Origin of the sequence: Desulfobotulus pelophilus (genome assembly GCF_026155325.1) — a bacterium.
In the GTDB taxonomy this organism is placed as follows: domain Bacteria; phylum Desulfobacterota; class Desulfobacteria; order Desulfobacterales; family ASO4-4; genus Desulfobotulus; species Desulfobotulus pelophilus.
The window spans coordinates 19,443-34,793 of sequence record NZ_JAPFPW010000012.1 but is presented as its reverse complement, the minus strand read 5'-3'; the positions used below and the strand labels follow the sequence as shown (position 1 = coordinate 34,793).

At 52.4% G+C, this 15,351-nt stretch carries 15 protein-coding genes; 3 read left to right on the top strand and 12 right to left on the bottom strand.

Features of this window, described 5'->3' with window-relative positions; genetic code table 11:
• Nucleotides 1–15: 15 nt before the first annotated feature.
• From OOT00_RS10800 to OOT00_RS10760, 9 genes are read right to left on the bottom strand one after another with little or no spacing between them, the layout of a single operon-like run.
• Nucleotides 16–441: a type II secretion system protein gene (locus tag OOT00_RS10800; RefSeq protein WP_265425390.1), complete on the bottom strand. Its 426-nt coding sequence runs from the start codon at nt 439–441 to the stop codon at nt 16–18.
• Nucleotides 438–941 carry a prepilin-type N-terminal cleavage/methylation domain-containing protein gene (locus tag OOT00_RS10795; RefSeq protein WP_265425473.1) on the bottom strand — a complete coding sequence of 168 codons (504 nt, stop codon included), beginning with the start codon at nt 939–941 and terminating at the stop codon, nt 438–440. The genes OOT00_RS10800 and OOT00_RS10795 overlap by 4 nt, the downstream gene beginning before the upstream one ends.
• A complete protein-coding gene (locus OOT00_RS10790; protein WP_265425389.1) occupies nt 941–2,155 on the bottom strand; it encodes a type II secretion system F family protein in 1,215 nt (404 codons plus the stop codon). The genes OOT00_RS10795 and OOT00_RS10790 overlap by 1 nt, the downstream gene beginning before the upstream one ends.
• A 1-nt stretch (nt 2,156) precedes the next feature.
• Nucleotides 2,157–3,866 (bottom strand): GspE/PulE family protein, encoded by a 1,710-nt coding sequence (locus tag OOT00_RS10785; RefSeq protein WP_265425388.1) that lies wholly within the window; start codon nt 3,864–3,866, stop codon nt 2,157–2,159.
• Nucleotides 3,867–3,886: 20 nt separating this feature from the next.
• Nucleotides 3,887–5,428, bottom strand: coding sequence for an AAA family ATPase (locus OOT00_RS10780; RefSeq protein WP_265425387.1), 1,542 nt, complete (start codon nt 5,426–5,428; stop codon nt 3,887–3,889).
• 56 nt (nt 5,429–5,484) lie between these two features.
• Complete coding sequence (pilQ, locus tag OOT00_RS10775; RefSeq protein WP_265425386.1) at nt 5,485–7,038, bottom strand: type IV pilus secretin PilQ; 1,554 nt, start codon at nt 7,036–7,038, stop codon at nt 5,485–5,487.
• Between the two features lie 44 nt (nt 7,039–7,082).
• The gene (locus tag OOT00_RS10770; RefSeq protein WP_265425385.1) at nt 7,083–7,577 is read right to left on the bottom strand and encodes a hypothetical protein; all 495 of its coding nucleotides are present in this window, start codon (nt 7,575–7,577) and stop codon (nt 7,083–7,085) included.
• Complete coding sequence (locus OOT00_RS10765; protein ID WP_265425384.1) at nt 7,574–8,125, bottom strand: hypothetical protein; 552 nt, start codon at nt 8,123–8,125, stop codon at nt 7,574–7,576. The genes OOT00_RS10770 and OOT00_RS10765 overlap by 4 nt, the downstream gene beginning before the upstream one ends.
• Complete coding sequence (locus OOT00_RS10760) at nt 8,122–9,960, bottom strand: type IV pilus biogenesis protein PilM (RefSeq protein ID WP_265425383.1); 1,839 nt, start codon at nt 9,958–9,960, stop codon at nt 8,122–8,124. The genes OOT00_RS10765 and OOT00_RS10760 overlap by 4 nt, the downstream gene beginning before the upstream one ends.
• Before the next feature lie 304 nt (nt 9,961–10,264).
• Here OOT00_RS10760 and OOT00_RS10755 point away from each other — a divergent pair, with 304 nt between their 5' ends.
• The 3 genes from OOT00_RS10755 to OOT00_RS10745 all read left to right on the top strand — a co-directional run bounded on the left by OOT00_RS10755 (nt 10,265) and on the right by OOT00_RS10745 (nt 12,492).
• Nucleotides 10,265–11,596, top strand: coding sequence for a sigma-54 interaction domain-containing protein (locus tag OOT00_RS10755; RefSeq protein WP_265425382.1), 1,332 nt, complete (start codon nt 10,265–10,267; stop codon nt 11,594–11,596).
• Nucleotides 11,597–11,813: 217 nt separating this feature from the next.
• Complete coding sequence (locus tag OOT00_RS16265; RefSeq protein WP_303649957.1) at nt 11,814–12,212, top strand: type IV pilin protein; 399 nt, start codon at nt 11,814–11,816, stop codon at nt 12,210–12,212.
• 112 nt (nt 12,213–12,324) lie between these two features.
• Nucleotides 12,325–12,492, top strand: a complete 168-nt coding sequence (locus OOT00_RS10745) for a hypothetical protein (protein WP_265425381.1) — start codon at nt 12,325–12,327, stop codon at nt 12,490–12,492.
• Nucleotides 12,493–12,573: 81 nt separating this feature from the next.
• On the opposite strand, the gene OOT00_RS10740 is transcribed toward OOT00_RS10745, so the two are convergent.
• From OOT00_RS10740 to OOT00_RS10730, 3 genes are all read right to left on the bottom strand, one after another.
• The gene (locus tag OOT00_RS10740; protein WP_265425380.1) at nt 12,574–12,984 is read right to left on the bottom strand and encodes a type II toxin-antitoxin system VapC family toxin; all 411 of its coding nucleotides are present in this window, start codon (nt 12,982–12,984) and stop codon (nt 12,574–12,576) included.
• Nucleotides 12,981–13,223, bottom strand: coding sequence for a CopG family transcriptional regulator (locus OOT00_RS10735; RefSeq protein WP_265425379.1), 243 nt, complete (start codon nt 13,221–13,223; stop codon nt 12,981–12,983). The genes OOT00_RS10740 and OOT00_RS10735 overlap by 4 nt, the downstream gene beginning before the upstream one ends.
• 344 nt (nt 13,224–13,567) lie before the next feature.
• Nucleotides 13,568–15,160 carry a class I adenylate-forming enzyme family protein gene (locus tag OOT00_RS10730; RefSeq protein WP_265425378.1) on the bottom strand — a complete coding sequence of 531 codons (1,593 nt, stop codon included), beginning with the start codon at nt 15,158–15,160 and terminating at the stop codon, nt 13,568–13,570.
• Nucleotides 15,161–15,351 lie beyond the last annotated feature (191 nt).

Below are 15,351 nucleotides of genomic sequence, written 5' to 3'. Positions count from 1 at the left end.
CCCCATCCACACACCCTATTCCGTGAACAAAGCAGTAAGCGTAAGCCCCCTGTATGACAACGTAACCTTCAACACTTTCCCGCCGCTATCTTCCGTTTCTGCATTTTTATCAAAACGAATCCGCTTGTTTTCAATCACCGCATAAGGATGTTCCTCAACACTGTATTGATTAGAATCGATTCTATTCTGAAGCTCCGTAAGAGGTTCCGTATTTTCGGTCATCAATATTTTATAATCCGCAGTGATATTTTCCATAATTTGATTAAGGTAATGCCCATGCTGCACATTCAGAAGAGGGTCTGCACTCCGGGTCACGGCGGTACCCATGAAGGTCACCAGCATGGTTCCCACAATGGACACAAGAATGAGGGATACGATCACCTCAATGAGGGTAAAACCTTCTTTATGAAAAGGGAGCAGCGCCCTTTTTATCATTCTCATGGGATATACCCCGTATTGCGGGTAATGGTGATGGCCCCCCCCGATGTTACAAGGGTAAGGGTATTGTCTCCGGGACTGCCGTAGGCATCAAAAGTAACTGTCAGGGGTGTTCCGGAAAAAAAGCCCGAACCTGCCTGCACCATAAGGGAGTTTTCACCCGGAAAGAGCACCTCATTGCCGCTTTCATTCGTACCTCTGAAAAGATAATAGCTGTCTGCCGTAACATGCACCCCCCATGGCCTGCCCTCCCCCATAGCTCTGGCCTGGGCATATCGGAGATGGGCTTTGATGGCATCCACACGGGCACTTTCCTCCACAGACCGGGTATCCATCATACGGCTTGCCGCCACCGCCGCCAGTATCCCCACAATCACCAGTACGGCAATGATCTCAATCATGGTGAAGCCTGCCTGCCCGTAAAAGGGGTCAGACCCCTTTTTAAGTAAAAGGGGTCTGACCCCTTTTACGTTTTTTACGTTTACCCCTTTTACGTTTTTCATCATTTCACCATCTGTGTGAGATCCCACATGGGAAGGAAGATGGCAGCGGCAAAAAAACCCACCACAACGGCCAGTCCCACGGTAAGAAGCGGGCCTACGGCATCGGAAAGCTGCTTGGTGGCATAGCCCACTTCATCATCATAATGAACGGCCACTTCCTGCATCATTTCTTCCAGATTACCGGATTCTTCGCCGATGGCCACCATATTCACCACCATGGGCGTGAAATAGCGGGCCTCGCTCAAAGGTCCTGCAATTCCCTTACCCTCATTGAGCTTCTCCCCTATCTGATCAAACTCATAGGCAACGGCTGCATTGCCGATGGCACCGGAAAGAATGTTGAGTGTCTGGAGTACGGGAATACCACTGGACTGCAGAATGGAAAAAATACTGGCAAAGCGGGACATGGCTGCCTTGGCAAACAGGTTGCCGAAAAGGGGAAGCCTCAGAAGAAAACGATCCCGGAGCAGCCGCCCCCTTTCTGTACGGAACCAGAAAGCCAGCCCCATCACGGAGCCTGCCATCGTCACCAGCAGCAGGGGCCAGAAAGCCTCAAGAAAAGCGTACAGACCCAGTGCAAGCTTTGTGGGCAGGGGCAGCTCTATGCCGGTCTTCTGAAAAATAGATACAAACTGCGGGATAACAAATGTTAACAGCACAAAAAAAGCGACCACAAGAAAAACCGTGACGATGATGGGATACTGAAGAGCACTTTTGATATCGGAGCGCACCTTGTGCTCATGTTCGATAATATAGGTGAGTCGCTCCAGAACCTGAGGAAGACTTCCGCTCTGCTCCCCTGCCCGGATCATGCTGCCGTACAGGGGAGAAAATGTTGAGGGGTGCTGGCGGAAAGCATCATAAAGACTGGCTCCTTCCCGGATATCTTCTCCCATATCCGCCAGTATGGAGCGCAGCTTTGCGTTTTCGGTCTGCCGTTCCAAAACCTCCAGAATCCGCAGAATCCCAACGCCTGCCCGCAAAAGGGTGCGGAACTGCTTGGTGAACAGGATCAGCTCTTCTGTTTTTACGGATGTAAAACGGGACAGAAGAGCACTGGTATCAAAAGCACCGGCACTGTACGTTCGGATCTCAAGGGGAACAAGCTCCCTGTCAAGAAGCATGCGTTCGGCTGCTTCCGTACTTTCCGCATCCAGCACACCCTTTACTTTTTTCCCTGTTACATCCAGAGCCCTGTATGCATAATGCGCCATACTACACCATTACCGCAGAAGCGGCCTCTTCAAAGGTAGTGTTACCGGCCAGCACCTTTTCCACAGCATCCTGCTTCAGGGTTTTCAGATCACCCCTTTCCTGAAGAATTCTTGCAATTTCCTTGGCCGACTTATGCTGCAGAATCATTTCCTGCACCCGCTCATCATTGACCAGCACCTCATACAGCCCCATGCGCCCAAGATACCCGGTCTGCATACAGGTGGTGCAGCCCCTGCCCCGCACAAATTCCCTTCCCCTGCAGGCCATCAGCCCCCATCGTTCCAGCACACTGTCTGCGGGAACATAGGATTCACGGCAATCAGGACAGATACGCCTGACCAGACGCTGGGCAATGGTTGCCAGCATGACCGAAGAAACAAGGAAAGGCTCCACACCCATATCCAGAAAGCGGGTAATGGCACCGGCGGCATCATTGGTATGCACGGTGCTGAAAACTCTATGCCCCGTAAGGCCTGCCTGTACGGCAATGGATGCGGTCTCACTGTCCCGGATTTCCCCCACCATCACCACATCCGGATCCTGGCGGAGAATGGAACGAAGGCCGCTGGCAAAGGTCATGCCTGCCTTGCGGTTCAACTGCACCTGACGGATTTTATCCACTCGGAACTCCACAGGATCCTCCAGGGTGACAATATTAATATCCGGACGGTTGATCTCTTTGAGCATGGCATACAGACTGGTGCTTTTACCACTCCCCGTCGGCCCTGCGGCCAGTATCATGCCATAGGGCTTACGGATCACAGCCCGGATTTTTTCCTGAACGCCTGCATCCATGCCAAGATTTTCAAGGGACTGCACCCCGGCGGATGTATCCAGAATTCGAAGCACCAGATTTTCGCCATAAATGGTCGGAAGACTGGATACCCGGATGTTGATTTCCTTCTGTGCCATCCGTATGGTAAAACGGCCATCCTGAGGAATACGGGAAACGGCAATATCCAGCCCTGCCAGTACCTTGAGACGGGAAACCATGGGCAGAAAAAGCCGCCGGGGTGGTGCCGGTACTTCAAACAGCTTGCCATCCACACGAAAACGGACCTGCACATGATCCTTTTCCGGGCTGATGTGCACATCGCTGGCCCGCTCCCGGACAGCCTGAGACAAAAGGGTATTCACCAGTTTAATAACAGGAACATCCGAAGCCATGGCCTGCAGGGAGCTGACATCCAGATCCCGGCTGCCCGCACCGGTTTCATCTTTTTCCTCACCATCTCCCCCGGCATCCTCCCGAATCTCTTCCAGAGCCCCTACCAGACCGGAGCTGGCACCGTACACAGCAGCCACCAGCTGATTGAACTCCTGTTCCGTGCAGATCACCACTTCCAGCTCATGGTTGGTAAACACTTCCAGAGCATCCAGCACATAAATATCCGTTGGGTCCCGGAGGGCCATAGCCAGCACGGAACCCCTGCGTGCAAGGGGAACGGCCTGATATTTCATGGCCTGATTCACGGGCAGGCAGTCGGCAAGGCTGGTTTCCACCGGAAAAAGACCCGGCGCATACCGCTGAATCCCCAGCTGCCTGGAAACGGCTCCAATGATGTCTTCTTCCTTAACCAGCCCCTCCCGGACAAGATATTCACCAAGTTTCTGACCGGATCGGCGCTGAGCGTCAAAAATTTCCTCCAGACGCCCTTCGGTGATAAGCCCTTCCTCCACCAGCATCTCTCCCAGCCTTTTACGCTTCATCACCATTTCCTTTTCGTGTTTCACGGGATACAGGCCGCTTCCGGGTCCGTATAAAAAATAAGGTCATCTTCCCAGATTGTAATCAGAATATCCTCACCCGGAGTGGCCGCCTGCCTGAGTTTGGCCTGCCAGACTCCCAATGCAGCTCCGTCCTTCAGACAGGCATCGGGTACAAGCCGGAACAAAGGGGGTTGCCCCTTTTGCCCGAAGGCAACCAGCCGCAGGGGAATATTCCCTGCCATCGTCTGCATTTTCTCTAAAGCCGCTGTCAGATCCCGTATTTCCCCAAAAGCCACCACGGGATACCGGGGGGTAAGCTCTAGGGGGATGGCTGGAAAATGAATTCTGTTTCCGGGGTAAATGCGGTTATAATCCCGAATATGGGGGTTCATCCCTGCAACCGCTTCCATCAGCTCTGGCGTTGCCTTTCCGTAAACTCTTCGCACCATATCTCCGTACCGGTCTCCGCTGCGCACCGTAACTTGGCCAAGAACAACCGGAGAAATATTCCCTTCATTCCATCCCATATTCTCAAGGGAATCCGGTGCGGCAGGTATCCGTTGCTGGGGAGGCAAAACCGCAGGCCCAGCCTGCAACCCAACGGCCTGCCCATTGTCTGCCAGCTCCTTGTGCGGCACGTCCTTTTGAAACAGGCCGTATCCCAGTCCCAGAATCAGCATCAGATTGAGGCAAATTAAAAGAAAAAAAGCCATCCTGCCACCCAGCCAGGAGCTTGCGGAATGGTCTTTCTCCTGCAATGGCAGGCGGGAGGCTGCCTGACGCACCGTAGACCAGCCCGCCTTTTCCCTGTTCTGAATCAGAAGTAAAAGAAGGGTATGATGACAAAGATGGATAATTTTTCTGGGATGACCGCCACTTTTATGATGAATGCAGGCCAGTGCCGCCATGGTAAACAGGCCCGTACCATCACGGCCCGCCATGCTAAGACGATGATGAATGAGTTCCCGCGTATCCCGAAAACGCAGAGGTTTCAGATAGTGACAGAGATGCACCCTGTCCATGAAGTTTTCAGGGGGTCTGTTTTCCCGGATCAGTTCAGGCTGACCCACAAGAACAATCTGCAGCAGCTTGCGCTGATTCGTTTCAAAATTCAGAAATTCCCGCAGGATTTCAATGATGTCCAGCGATACCTTCTGCGCTTCATCAATCAGGACGAGGGGAATCCGATCCTTTCCGCTGGCCTCTTCCAGCAGAAAAGAACAGATGGCTTCCCTGAGATCAGCAACCGTCCCTTCTTTGCTCAATCCCAGACCCGAAGCCACATGGGAGAGAAAAGCCCTTACATCCCGGAAAGCAGGATCCGGGACAAAAACCATCAGAATGCCCGGCTCTTCAGCAAAAGACGCATACATATGCCTGCAGAGCGTGGTTTTACCCGCACCCACATCGCCCACCACAAGGGTCAGCCCCCTGCGCAGGCGCAGGCTCATCTCTATCTGCTGCAAACAGTCTCTGTGCGGTCTGGCAAGGTAAAAGAAGCCCGGATCCGGTGCATTGGAGAAAGGCTCCCGTTTGAGATTCAGAAGATGAAAATAGCCCATATCCACCCGCCTTTATTCATAATTCCCAAAATCTCCGGCAGGTACTGACACAGCCCTCAGGGTGCTTCTGGCTCCACCCGAAGGCCGGGCATTCCCGCTTCCGTTTTTAAAATTCTGGGAGTAATGAAAATCAGAAGCTCTTCCGTTTCACTTCCCCGGGTACTGCCCTTAAAAAGATGACCCAGCAGGGGAATATTCCTTAAAAACGGTACCCCGGTCTCTCCCCTGCTTTCTTTTTCCTTGTTCAAGCCACCAATCACCGTTGTCTGTCCATCAAAAAGCACCACCCGCGTCTCGGCTCTTTTGGTGATAATAGCAGGGTTACCAGCCACAGCGTTCGTCCAGTCCAGCTCATCTTTATTCGTTTTAATTTCAAGACGAAGGGTACGATGATCTATCACATGGGGCAAGACCTCAAGACGTACGGCGGCTTTTTTAAACTCAATTTTAGTTTCCCCGTCTTCCACGCTCTGGTAGGGAACTTCCCTGCCAGACTCAATAATAGCTGTCTGGTTATTCAACGTGGTGATGGATGGCCGGGAGAGGATATTCAGACGGCCTTGTGATTCCAGCGCAGAAAGCTGCACGGAAAGCAGGCTGGAACCGCCCTGACGAAAAAGATAGCCCAGAGAAAAGCCTCCTTCTGACAGGTCCACGGGAAAATTCACCACATTCCCTGCAGAAGGGTCAAAGGAAGCATCCCCTGCATTCACATCCCATCCGGCCTGATTTCCACCCTTGATCCAGTGGGAACTCATTCTGTGTGCACCGCCCCACTGAACCCCCAGTTCCCTTGCCGTATCCCGGGTGGCTTCCACAATATGGGCCTCCAGCAGAACCTGAGGTGTCGGCCTGTCCAGATGCTTGATCAGCTGGAGAATCCGGCCCAGATCCGTCCGTGTTGCCTGAATCATCAGAGACTGGGTATTTTTATCCACCATAACCGCCGATCCGTCCGGCCCGCCATCCGCCGAACGCCCGACATCCCTCCGGCTCTGAAGAAACTGACGCAGGTTGGCTCCCAGCGCTTCGGGGTCTGCGTAATCCACATGAACCACAGCCGTAACCAGCGGCTCTGCCACCCGCACCCGATGCTCGGAAGCCAGCTGGGCAGCCCTTTCCTCCCTTGTCAGGATACGAAGCATGCTGCCCTCTTCCACAAAGGTGAGGTCATGGGCATTCAGGAGGCTCAGAAAAACCTCTTTCCATGGTGCATCCACAATATTCAGACTGGTCCTGCCCTGTACCCCCGGGCTCATTACCACATTGCGTTCCACACTGCGGCAGAGAACCCGCAGCAAAACGGCAATATCCACATCCTGCATGCGGAGAGTCATGGGCGTAGCCGGAAAGGCTTTCATGGCAGGCATCACGGAATCTTCCTGCTCAATATAAGTACGGGCTTCTCCATCCAGAAAATCCGGGTACTGCACAATGGGGGTAGCCGCCGTAGGGGAATAGCCTTCTGAAACCTCCGCCATGGCCCTCCAGGGCTCCATGAAGGGATCCGGCAACTCGCTGCTTCCCCGCCCCATGCATCCTGTACAAAGCAGCAGGCACAGACAGATCCAGACAACTCTCTGCCTTCTGAACCCGGCGTCCTTCTCCATCAGGCACTCCGCTGCCCCGTATCTTTTTTTCCTCAACAGACCTGTCACCATATATCCCCTCCCCTGCGTTCCAGGAGAATTTTCTGTCCATCTTCATCTTCCAGAATCACACGCTGCTCCTCAATGGCTCTGATTCTCAGATCCTCCCGTCCCACAAGGGTTTCGCCAACCTGATATTCCAGACCGGAAATAACGGCAATCCGGACTTTTCCAAGGGCCATATACCCCATAAAAACCCACTCACTGACATCTTTGGTTTCCGGCCGTGGCTTTTCTTCACGGGGTGAAGCATCCTCGGTATGGGGCCCATGAAAAGGGTCTTGATCCCATTCAGAAAGTGCCGCATGAAGAATATCTCTCGGAAAGCGTCCTCCCTGCACTCCCCCCGTACCACCGGCAATGTCCCGTAATGCCTTCTCCGCCGCGGGTTGTGCGGAACTCCATTCCTTACCATTTTCTTTTTTCAGGAAAAACTCATACCCCGCATACAGAAGGGCCAGCAGCACGGCTCCGACCAATATCTTTTCTCTGGTATTCATTCCCGGCCTCCCTGCGGAACCATGCGGATCTGGAGGCGCACACGCATCTGCAGATTCCCATCCGGTCTCCGGATTTCCAGAAAAAGAAACTGATCCACAAAAGGCAAACTCCCAAGCACACGAAGATAACGGTAGAAGTTCTGAACTTCACCGGAAAGTATCAGGGTAAGAGACAGGCGACCCGACCTTGGGTCAAAGGCATCCGTATCCGGCAGAAGACTCACCAGTACCAGCCCCGCTTCCCGGGCAGGTCCGCTGAAAACCGAAAAAAGATCCCGTGACTTATCTTCTCCCAGTGGCCGGGACTCCGGGAGTCTCAGTGATTCCGTTCCATCCTCTGCATCAAGAGAACGCAGAAGCTGGGTATAAACCGGATTCAGCAGTTCCTGCACCCGAAGCCGGTCGGCAAGCTGCACCCCTTCGTCTCTGGCTGCCTGCAGACGACGGAACTCCCCATAGGTACCGAATATACCGTACAAAAGCACAATACCGGTCATGACACAGAGGAGCACAATATTCATCCGGGAGACCCGAAAGCTTTCTTTCATGGTTTTCTGTCTCCATGGCAGTCAACGGAAAGGGTAAAGGCCAGCAGACGGCCGTTCTCACGAAGGATCTGCCTGCGAATCCTGGTTCCCGTAACAAAGGAAGCCCTGCTCAGTTCAAGGGCATAGCCTGCCAGTATATTTTCCATGGCTGGGCCTCCCTCCTGCAGAAGAATGCGGCCTTCCAGTTCCGTACGGCAGGGTTCCTGACGGGAACCGGTCGCATTTCGCTCCCACAGCACCCGCTCCACCAGCACAGTCTCTGGTGTTCTCCGCAGAACTTCACCGATCACGGCCAAAGGGAAATAACGTTCCACGCGCCGGGCTTCATCAGCCCTCTTCGTTTCCACTTTTTCATGAAGTTTCCGGATCATTTCCGGATTCAGAGAGGTACTGTAGCGGGTCAGCTGTTCTTCTGTTCGGAGATTGCTCAACAACTGAGCCTTGGTCTGCATTTTTTTCACCGCTGTAAAACCGCCCATCAGTCCCAAAACAAGCAGCCCGCCCAGACAAATGGCCGCTGTCAGCCTCCGGTTACGCCGCGCCAGCTGTTTTTCTTTCCAGGTACAATACAGGTTAGGCGTCATACCGGAAGAAAGGGCCAGACCTGCAGCAGGAATCATCTGATCCTGCTCCCACGCAGAATCCGGCGGAGAAAGAAATCCGCTGAAATCTTCCGGCTGAAAAACATTCAGCACCTTAACGGGAAGGGCAAAAGAACGGCTGAGGGCATGCACCATGCGGGGGTTGCGTACCATTTCACCGGTAAGAAAAACCTGGCTTACGGGTTCCGCCTTAAAATTGAGGGCAAAATACTCCAGCGTTCTTTCCACCTGCCGCACCAGCCGTGTCACCACAGGATTACTCAGCTCCCGTACACGCCTGTTCGGGATGGCATAATCCCGGCCGTTCATCTGCCAACGGGCCTCATCGCCCTCCACCACAAGGGCCACAATGGAAGAGACCAGTGCTGCGGAAGGCTCCAGCATTTCACCGGCTGCCCGCATCACGGCCTGCATTTCCTCCTGCATCACCTCCACAAGGCTGTTAAACCCCGTTTTAATATCCCGGCTCAAACGCAGTCTGTTTTTATAGTAGATATCAATGCGGGACCAGCCGTCCCCCACATACAGAAAACAGGAACTTTCCTCACTGCTGCCAACCCGGCCTTCCCTCAGGAGATTTTCCAGAGCAAAACTGGCCACGGTAATACCGGACAAGGGGTAGCCCAGGGTTTCAAACAAATTTCGCAGAGGGTCCAGCACCTTCCTGTTCGCGAAACAGGTAACGACTTCCAGACGGGGATACCCTCCGTCCATCCGCCTTCCCACAAGGGCATAGTCATAGATCAGATCGTTGGGGAGCTCCTGACCCAGCTCCTTTTTCAAGCCCCAGTACACAGCCACAGAAAGCTCGTCATCCGTAGCCGGAGCCAAACTCAGCAAGCGGACTTCCACATCCGCAGCGCCCATCAGAACCCAGATTCTGGCCTCTTTTTTCTTACCCGCAAACGATGCCAGAGCTTTCTCCAGCACGCCCCCAAACTGCGAATCGTCAAGATTCGGCGATACGCTCAGCTCCGTTCGGCTGTAACGGGTAAACAGCTTTCCCCGCCGGTCGCGACAGGCTTCCACCATATAAATGGCGTCTTGGGAAAAACTGATTCCCAGAGTGGGCCGACCTTTTCCGCGAAAGGGCGGGGTTCCTTCCATAGGATCAGAAATACGGCGAAGAGGTGACGGAGCAGCAGCATCCGAACGGATACGTTCCAGCAGTTTTTCCGTTGCCGACAGATTCCGGAAAGAAGTCACATCCACTCCCTGATTCAAAAAGTTCATCCAGCCAGCACCAGTCACCCAATACCCTGTGACAAGCAAGAGTCTTTACCCGGGACTCCCGAGGGAGTCAGGATATCTGCCAACGGAAAGTTATGCAGTAAATATTCTTAATAGGATTTCCTCCTATTTCTGTCAATCAAAAAAGATATATGCCCGAAATCATACAAGGTTCGATCTCGCCGAACACCCCTGATCAGCCAGGATATTCACCAGGGGCCTTTTATTTGCTCCCCATGAGGATATATGGCATGATCTGTGGGAAGATAGCTTTTGATCCGCCTTCAGAGAAAGGCGAGGGAGTCTTATGAAAAAAATCCAGATCCATTTTGGCCTCAGCATACTGATCCCATTTATCTGTTCCGGACTGTCACTGCTGTCTGTGCTGACCGGCTTTCACTCCGCATCCAAAACCGCTGCCCATACCCAGTGGCTGGGCCTCCCTTTTCTTTTTTTCCCGGCCTCTGCCATGACCCTCATCGGTGGCATCATCGGATTTCTGATGGCCCGTTTTTTCCTCGCACCCGTTGAAACCTTCATGGAAGCAACCCGTCCCCTTGTCCCGGAAACCAGTCCGCCCAATGGCCATGAAGATGAGATGCAGCGGTACCGGAGAGTATTCAGGGAAGTGGGTTCTGCCCTGAGCCGCATGGAGGCCCGGACCCTTTTTCCGGATATAGTAGGAGAAAGCCAGTCCATACGGGAAGCCCTTGAAGCCCTGCGAAAGGTGGCCCCCACAGACACCACCGTTCTCATCACAGGCGAATCCGGCACGGGCAAAGAAAAAATGGCCGAAGCCCTGCATAAAAGAAGCCGCCGCAGTGCAGGCCCCCTCATCCGCATCAACTGCGTCTCCATACCCGACGGACTGCTGGAATCCGAACTGTTCGGGCATGAAAAGGGCTCCTTTACCGGCGCGGACCGCATGCGCAAAGGAAAATTTGAACTGGCCCATGGTGGCACTCTGTTTCTGGATGAAATCGGTGACATGCCCATGGCCCTGCAGGGCAAGCTTCTCCGGGTGCTGCAGGAAAAAACCATCCAGCGCGTAGGCGGAGATAAGGACATAACGGTAGATGTTCGGATTGTGGCCGCCACCCATCAGAATCTGGAAAAGGCCGTGACCGAAGGCCGCTTCCGGGAAGATCTGTTTTATCGTCTCCATGTTTTCCGTCTCATGCTGCCCCCTCTCCGGGAACGACGGGAGGACATCCCTTTTTTTTGCAGAGACTTCACCCGGACCACCGGCGTTGCCGTGTCCGGAGAAGCCATGGCACAGCTGGTGGCCGGTAGCTGGCCCGGCAATGTACGGGAACTTCTCAATGTGCTGGAAGGGGCTGCGGTTTTTTCCGAAGGCGGCAAAATCCTGACACAGCACCTGTCGGCCGCCGGTCTGATGGCGGCCGGAGAATCCGGCCGCAACGAAGCCGTGCTGGCGGAAGCGGCCGTTCGCTTTCAGGAGAAAAGCTTTCAGCTGGACGCTTTTTTAAAAGAAATGGAAAAGCGCATCCTCATGGAAGCACTGAAAGAAAGCAACGGGGTACAGGCCAGAGCGGCAGAAAAACTGGGCATCAACCCGAGGAGCATGTGGCATCGGGTGAAAAAATATGCGCTGCAGAAAGATGACCCGAAGACCTAAAAAGCCCTTTTCATGGCCTTCAGCCAGCCCATCTCCAAAATTTGCAGGTGCGTCAACACAATTTGGAGGGAGAGGAAAAGGAGAAAGACCCCGGATGTACGGGATTGACAGAAAAAAACTATGGCACGGTTTGTGCTTTTAAGTTTCGGGCAGATATGAAGAGGGCCGGAAGCTTTTTCGGCATAGGATTCAAAAAACACCCCTTAGGAGAAAAACCATGGAACAGAGAAAATCATTGATGAACAATCAGCAAGGCTTCACCCTGATTGAAATTATTGCCGTGCTGGTGCTGCTGGGAATTCTGGCGGCTGTGGCCGTGCCGAGGTATTTTGATATGCAGGATTCGGCAAGAGACAATGCCGTTAAAGGTGCTTTAGCTGCGGCTCAGGCTGATGTTTCTATGCTGTACGCAAATAGTGTTGTGAAAAGTACAAATTTTACCGCTCCTGTCGACCAAACAGTAGGAGACTTTAACTATAAAGCCGAACAAAAAACTGGTTCAGAAGGCACGTATACGATCACTTTAACTAGTGGCCCTTCTGAGTGGTTCACAGCATATCAGGCAAGTAACGCTGATAAAATCAAAACAGAGATTGTTTTATTTGTTAAAAACTAAAAGGGGTCAGACCCCTTTTACACCCTCGTCAGAAATGGCGGGGGTTTTTCTTTGCTTTTTTCCAAAAGGGGTCTGACCCCTTTCTAGACCCTTTTCTCTAAAGGTGACAAAAATGCCAAGACGCCCAAGAATTCACATTTCCGGTGTTCCTCTGCATCTGATCCAGCGGGGTGTTGCCCGGAATCCTGTCTTTTTCAGCGATGACGACTGCACGCCTACCTCCACTGGCTGGGCGGACATGCCGTCAAAAGAGGTGTGGACATCCATGCCTAGTGCCTGATGACCAACCACATTCACCTTCTGGTCTCCGCACCTTCTAACGAAAAGGGGTCAAACCCCTTTTCTCTGACCCCTTTTCTACCTAAGAAAATAAAATTTCGAACTTTTTTCTTCCTTTAACCCTGTAAACTGTAAAATCACGATCAATAGTTGCAATGGTATTTATGTTGAGTTGTTCAGCCATATACACAAGACATGAATCCGCAAAATCCATTGGCAAATCACGATATTTTTCTGTCAGCTCTTTTAATCGGTGAAAATCTTTATTTTGGATATCATGGATCTCAACGCCTCCTCTGCCAATCCATTCTAAAAAATCTATCTGGGCATTTCGGTTAAAATCTAATAAGTGAAGTGTTTCTGTAATGGAAGCTATCGTTGTAACAAGGGGAAATTTATTTAGTTTAATAAAATTAAGTGTTTCTTGATGATATCTGTCGGATGAATCGAATAATGAGATTAAAGGGCCAGAGTCTATTAGAATTTTTTTCATTTTCTTTTTGCCCGGATCTTTTCTTTTAAAATCATTTTTCGATCTACCGACAAATTTTCCATACCACTTGAATATCGGCCAAAATAATCTTTGCCCAATTCCCAAGCATTAGGATTTTCTATCTTTCCGAGATATTCAATTACGCTTTTACGTATCAAATCGGATTTTGTCAGGCCAAGGTTTTTGGCAACGGTACTAATCTCTTTTTCTAAGTTCGGATCAAGTCTTAATGTGATCATATCACCACCTCCGTATTACAATACGTAATACAAGGGGTTTGTTGTGTCAAGTTGCTTTGTAACTGAAAGGGGTCGTACCCCTTTTACACTCCAAATGACCATATAAAAGACCATCTTTCCATATTGACAAAACACCAGTCCAAGCTAAAAGGGGTCACAAGCTAAAAACCAAAAGGGGTCTGACCCCTTTTTTCGAAAAGCGGACTAAAAGGGGCCTGACCCCTTTTTCAAAGCCCTCGCACCGGTTCCGGTGCGAGGGCTTTCTGGTTGCAACAAAAAAAAAATTTTCAACGGAGGGCTGACGGAGTCAGACACCGGCCTCTTTGTGCTGGTCTTTTTCCTGCTCAATCCCTCCTGAAACTGGAATAAATCCCCGCATAGCGTTTGCGCAGCACGGGCTTTTCAATTTTACCGGTGGGATTTCTCGGCACTTCCCCAAAGTGAACAATGCGGGGCCTGCGGTAACGGGGCATACCAAGGCAATAGGATGCCACCTCTTCCTCGTCCATCTCCCGACCGGGCTTGAGCTGAATGACAGCCGTCACCAGCTCGCCCAGCCGGTCATCGGGGGTACCGATAATGGCCACATCCTGAATTTTTTCATGACGGATCAGGTAATTTTCCACCTCCACGGGATACACGTTCTCCCCACCCGTAATGACCAGATCTTTTTTGCGGTCCAGCAGCCAGTAAAAACCATCCTTATCCTGCCGGGCAATGTCACCGGTGCAGAGCCAGCCTTCTTTCATGCTTTTCTGCGTTTCCTTGGGATTACCGTAATATTCCCGCATCACGCCGCCCCCCCGCACAATCAGCTCACCGGGCTCGCCAAAGGGAACTTCCTGCATCTTCCGGTCCACAATGCGGCACTCCCAACCCCATCCCGGCTGTCCGATGGCACCGACCTTGTGGGTATTCTCCAGCCCCAGATGCACACATCCCGGCCCCGTGGCTTCGGTTAATCCATAATTGGTGTCATACTGATGATGGGGGAAAATTTTCTTCCAGCGCTTCACCAGACTGGGGGGAACGGGCTGGGCTCCAATGTGCATGAGCCGCCATCGGGAAAGGTCGTAATCCTCCAGACGCAACTCACCGGATTCAACGGCATGGAGAATATCGTGGGCCCATGGCACCAGCAGCCAGACGATGCTGGCCTTTTCTTCGGAAACAGCCTCCAGAATCCATTGGGGAGATACACCCTTCAGTAATACGGAAGCCGCACCCACCTTAAAATTACCGAACCAGTGCATCTTGGCACCCGTATGATACAGGGGCGGAATGCAAAGAAAGACGTCCTCGGGCTTCTGCTGGTGGTGACGATGCTCCACCTCACAGGCAAAGGCCAGATTACCATGGGTTAAGAGCACCCCTTTGGGATCCCCCGTCGTACCGGAGGTAAAGTACAGGGCCGCCTCATCATCGGGCTCCAGAGCTACGGGCGGAAGGGCACGGGCCTTTTCCCGGTCTCCTTCTGCCAGAAGATCGGCCATGGGCATGGCAAAGCGGGGCCTATCCTCCTCCGGCCCGGCAAACACGTACAGCTCCACCACCGCATCCAGACCGGGCTTCACCGCCCGGACCCTGTCCACAAACTCCGGTCCGAAAATGAGTACTCTGGCTTCGGAAAGAACCGTGCAGCGAAGAATTTTATCCGCAAGAAACCGGAAATTCAAGGGAACGGCCCAGGCTCCGGATTCCAGAATGCCCATATAATACGGCAGCCATTCCAGGCAATTGGTCATAAGGTGTACAACCTTCTCCCCTCTGGAATAACCCCGCATGCGGAGGGCTCTGGAAAGGCGAAGACTTTCCTGGTGAAAAACACTCCATGTGATGGAGCTGCGGGTTTCCGTCTCCGGAACCCGTTCCACGAGGGCGATACTGTCCGGAAAATTCCGGGCGTTCTGAGCGAGAATCTCCGTGATTAACTGCATGATCGTTTCTCTTTTCCTTCCGTAAAGTACTGACGTTGCCCATTCGGGTAATGGGGCAGGATAATCCGCAGCCTTTTGAAGATCAACCGTAACTATTCAACAAATCAGGCATGCGGTTACAGAATCCTGAAATCCTTGCACATAAATCCATGACCAGCTCATTTTTTACAATACCCGGTCTTCATGCCCCG

Excerpts from the sequence above, each read along its gene's own strand:
- OOT00_RS10800 (WP_265425390.1), bottom strand. The coding sequence starts at position 441 with ATGAGAATGATAAAAAGGGCGCTGCTCCCTTTTCATAAAGAAGGTTTT.
- OOT00_RS10795 (WP_265425473.1), bottom strand. The coding sequence starts at position 941 with ATGAAAAACGTAAAAGGGGTAAACGTAAAAAACGTAAAAGGGGTCAGA.
- OOT00_RS10790 (WP_265425389.1), bottom strand. The coding sequence starts at position 2,155 with ATGGCGCATTATGCATACAGGGCTCTGGATGTAACAGGGAAAAAAGTA.
- OOT00_RS10785 (WP_265425388.1), bottom strand. The coding sequence starts at position 3,866 with ATGAAGCGTAAAAGGCTGGGAGAGATGCTGGTGGAGGAAGGGCTTATC.
- OOT00_RS10780 (WP_265425387.1), bottom strand. The coding sequence starts at position 5,428 with ATGGGCTATTTTCATCTTCTGAATCTCAAACGGGAGCCTTTCTCCAAT.
- pilQ (WP_265425386.1), bottom strand. The coding sequence starts at position 7,038 with ATGGAGAAGGACGCCGGGTTCAGAAGGCAGAGAGTTGTCTGGATCTGT.
- OOT00_RS10770 (WP_265425385.1), bottom strand. The coding sequence starts at position 7,577 with ATGAATACCAGAGAAAAGATATTGGTCGGAGCCGTGCTGCTGGCCCTT.
- OOT00_RS10765 (WP_265425384.1), bottom strand. The coding sequence starts at position 8,125 with ATGAAAGAAAGCTTTCGGGTCTCCCGGATGAATATTGTGCTCCTCTGT.
- OOT00_RS10760 (WP_265425383.1), bottom strand. The coding sequence starts at position 9,960 with ATGAACTTTTTGAATCAGGGAGTGGATGTGACTTCTTTCCGGAATCTG.
- OOT00_RS10755 (WP_265425382.1), top strand. The coding sequence starts at position 10,265 with ATGAAAAAAATCCAGATCCATTTTGGCCTCAGCATACTGATCCCATTT.
- OOT00_RS16265 (WP_303649957.1), top strand. The coding sequence starts at position 11,814 with ATGGAACAGAGAAAATCATTGATGAACAATCAGCAAGGCTTCACCCTG.
- OOT00_RS10745 (WP_265425381.1), top strand. The coding sequence starts at position 12,325 with ATGCCAAGACGCCCAAGAATTCACATTTCCGGTGTTCCTCTGCATCTG.
- OOT00_RS10740 (WP_265425380.1), bottom strand. The coding sequence starts at position 12,984 with ATGAAAAAAATTCTAATAGACTCTGGCCCTTTAATCTCATTATTCGAT.
- OOT00_RS10735 (WP_265425379.1), bottom strand. The coding sequence starts at position 13,223 with ATGATCACATTAAGACTTGATCCGAACTTAGAAAAAGAGATTAGTACC.
- OOT00_RS10730 (WP_265425378.1), bottom strand. The coding sequence starts at position 15,160 with ATGCAGTTAATCACGGAGATTCTCGCTCAGAACGCCCGGAATTTTCCG.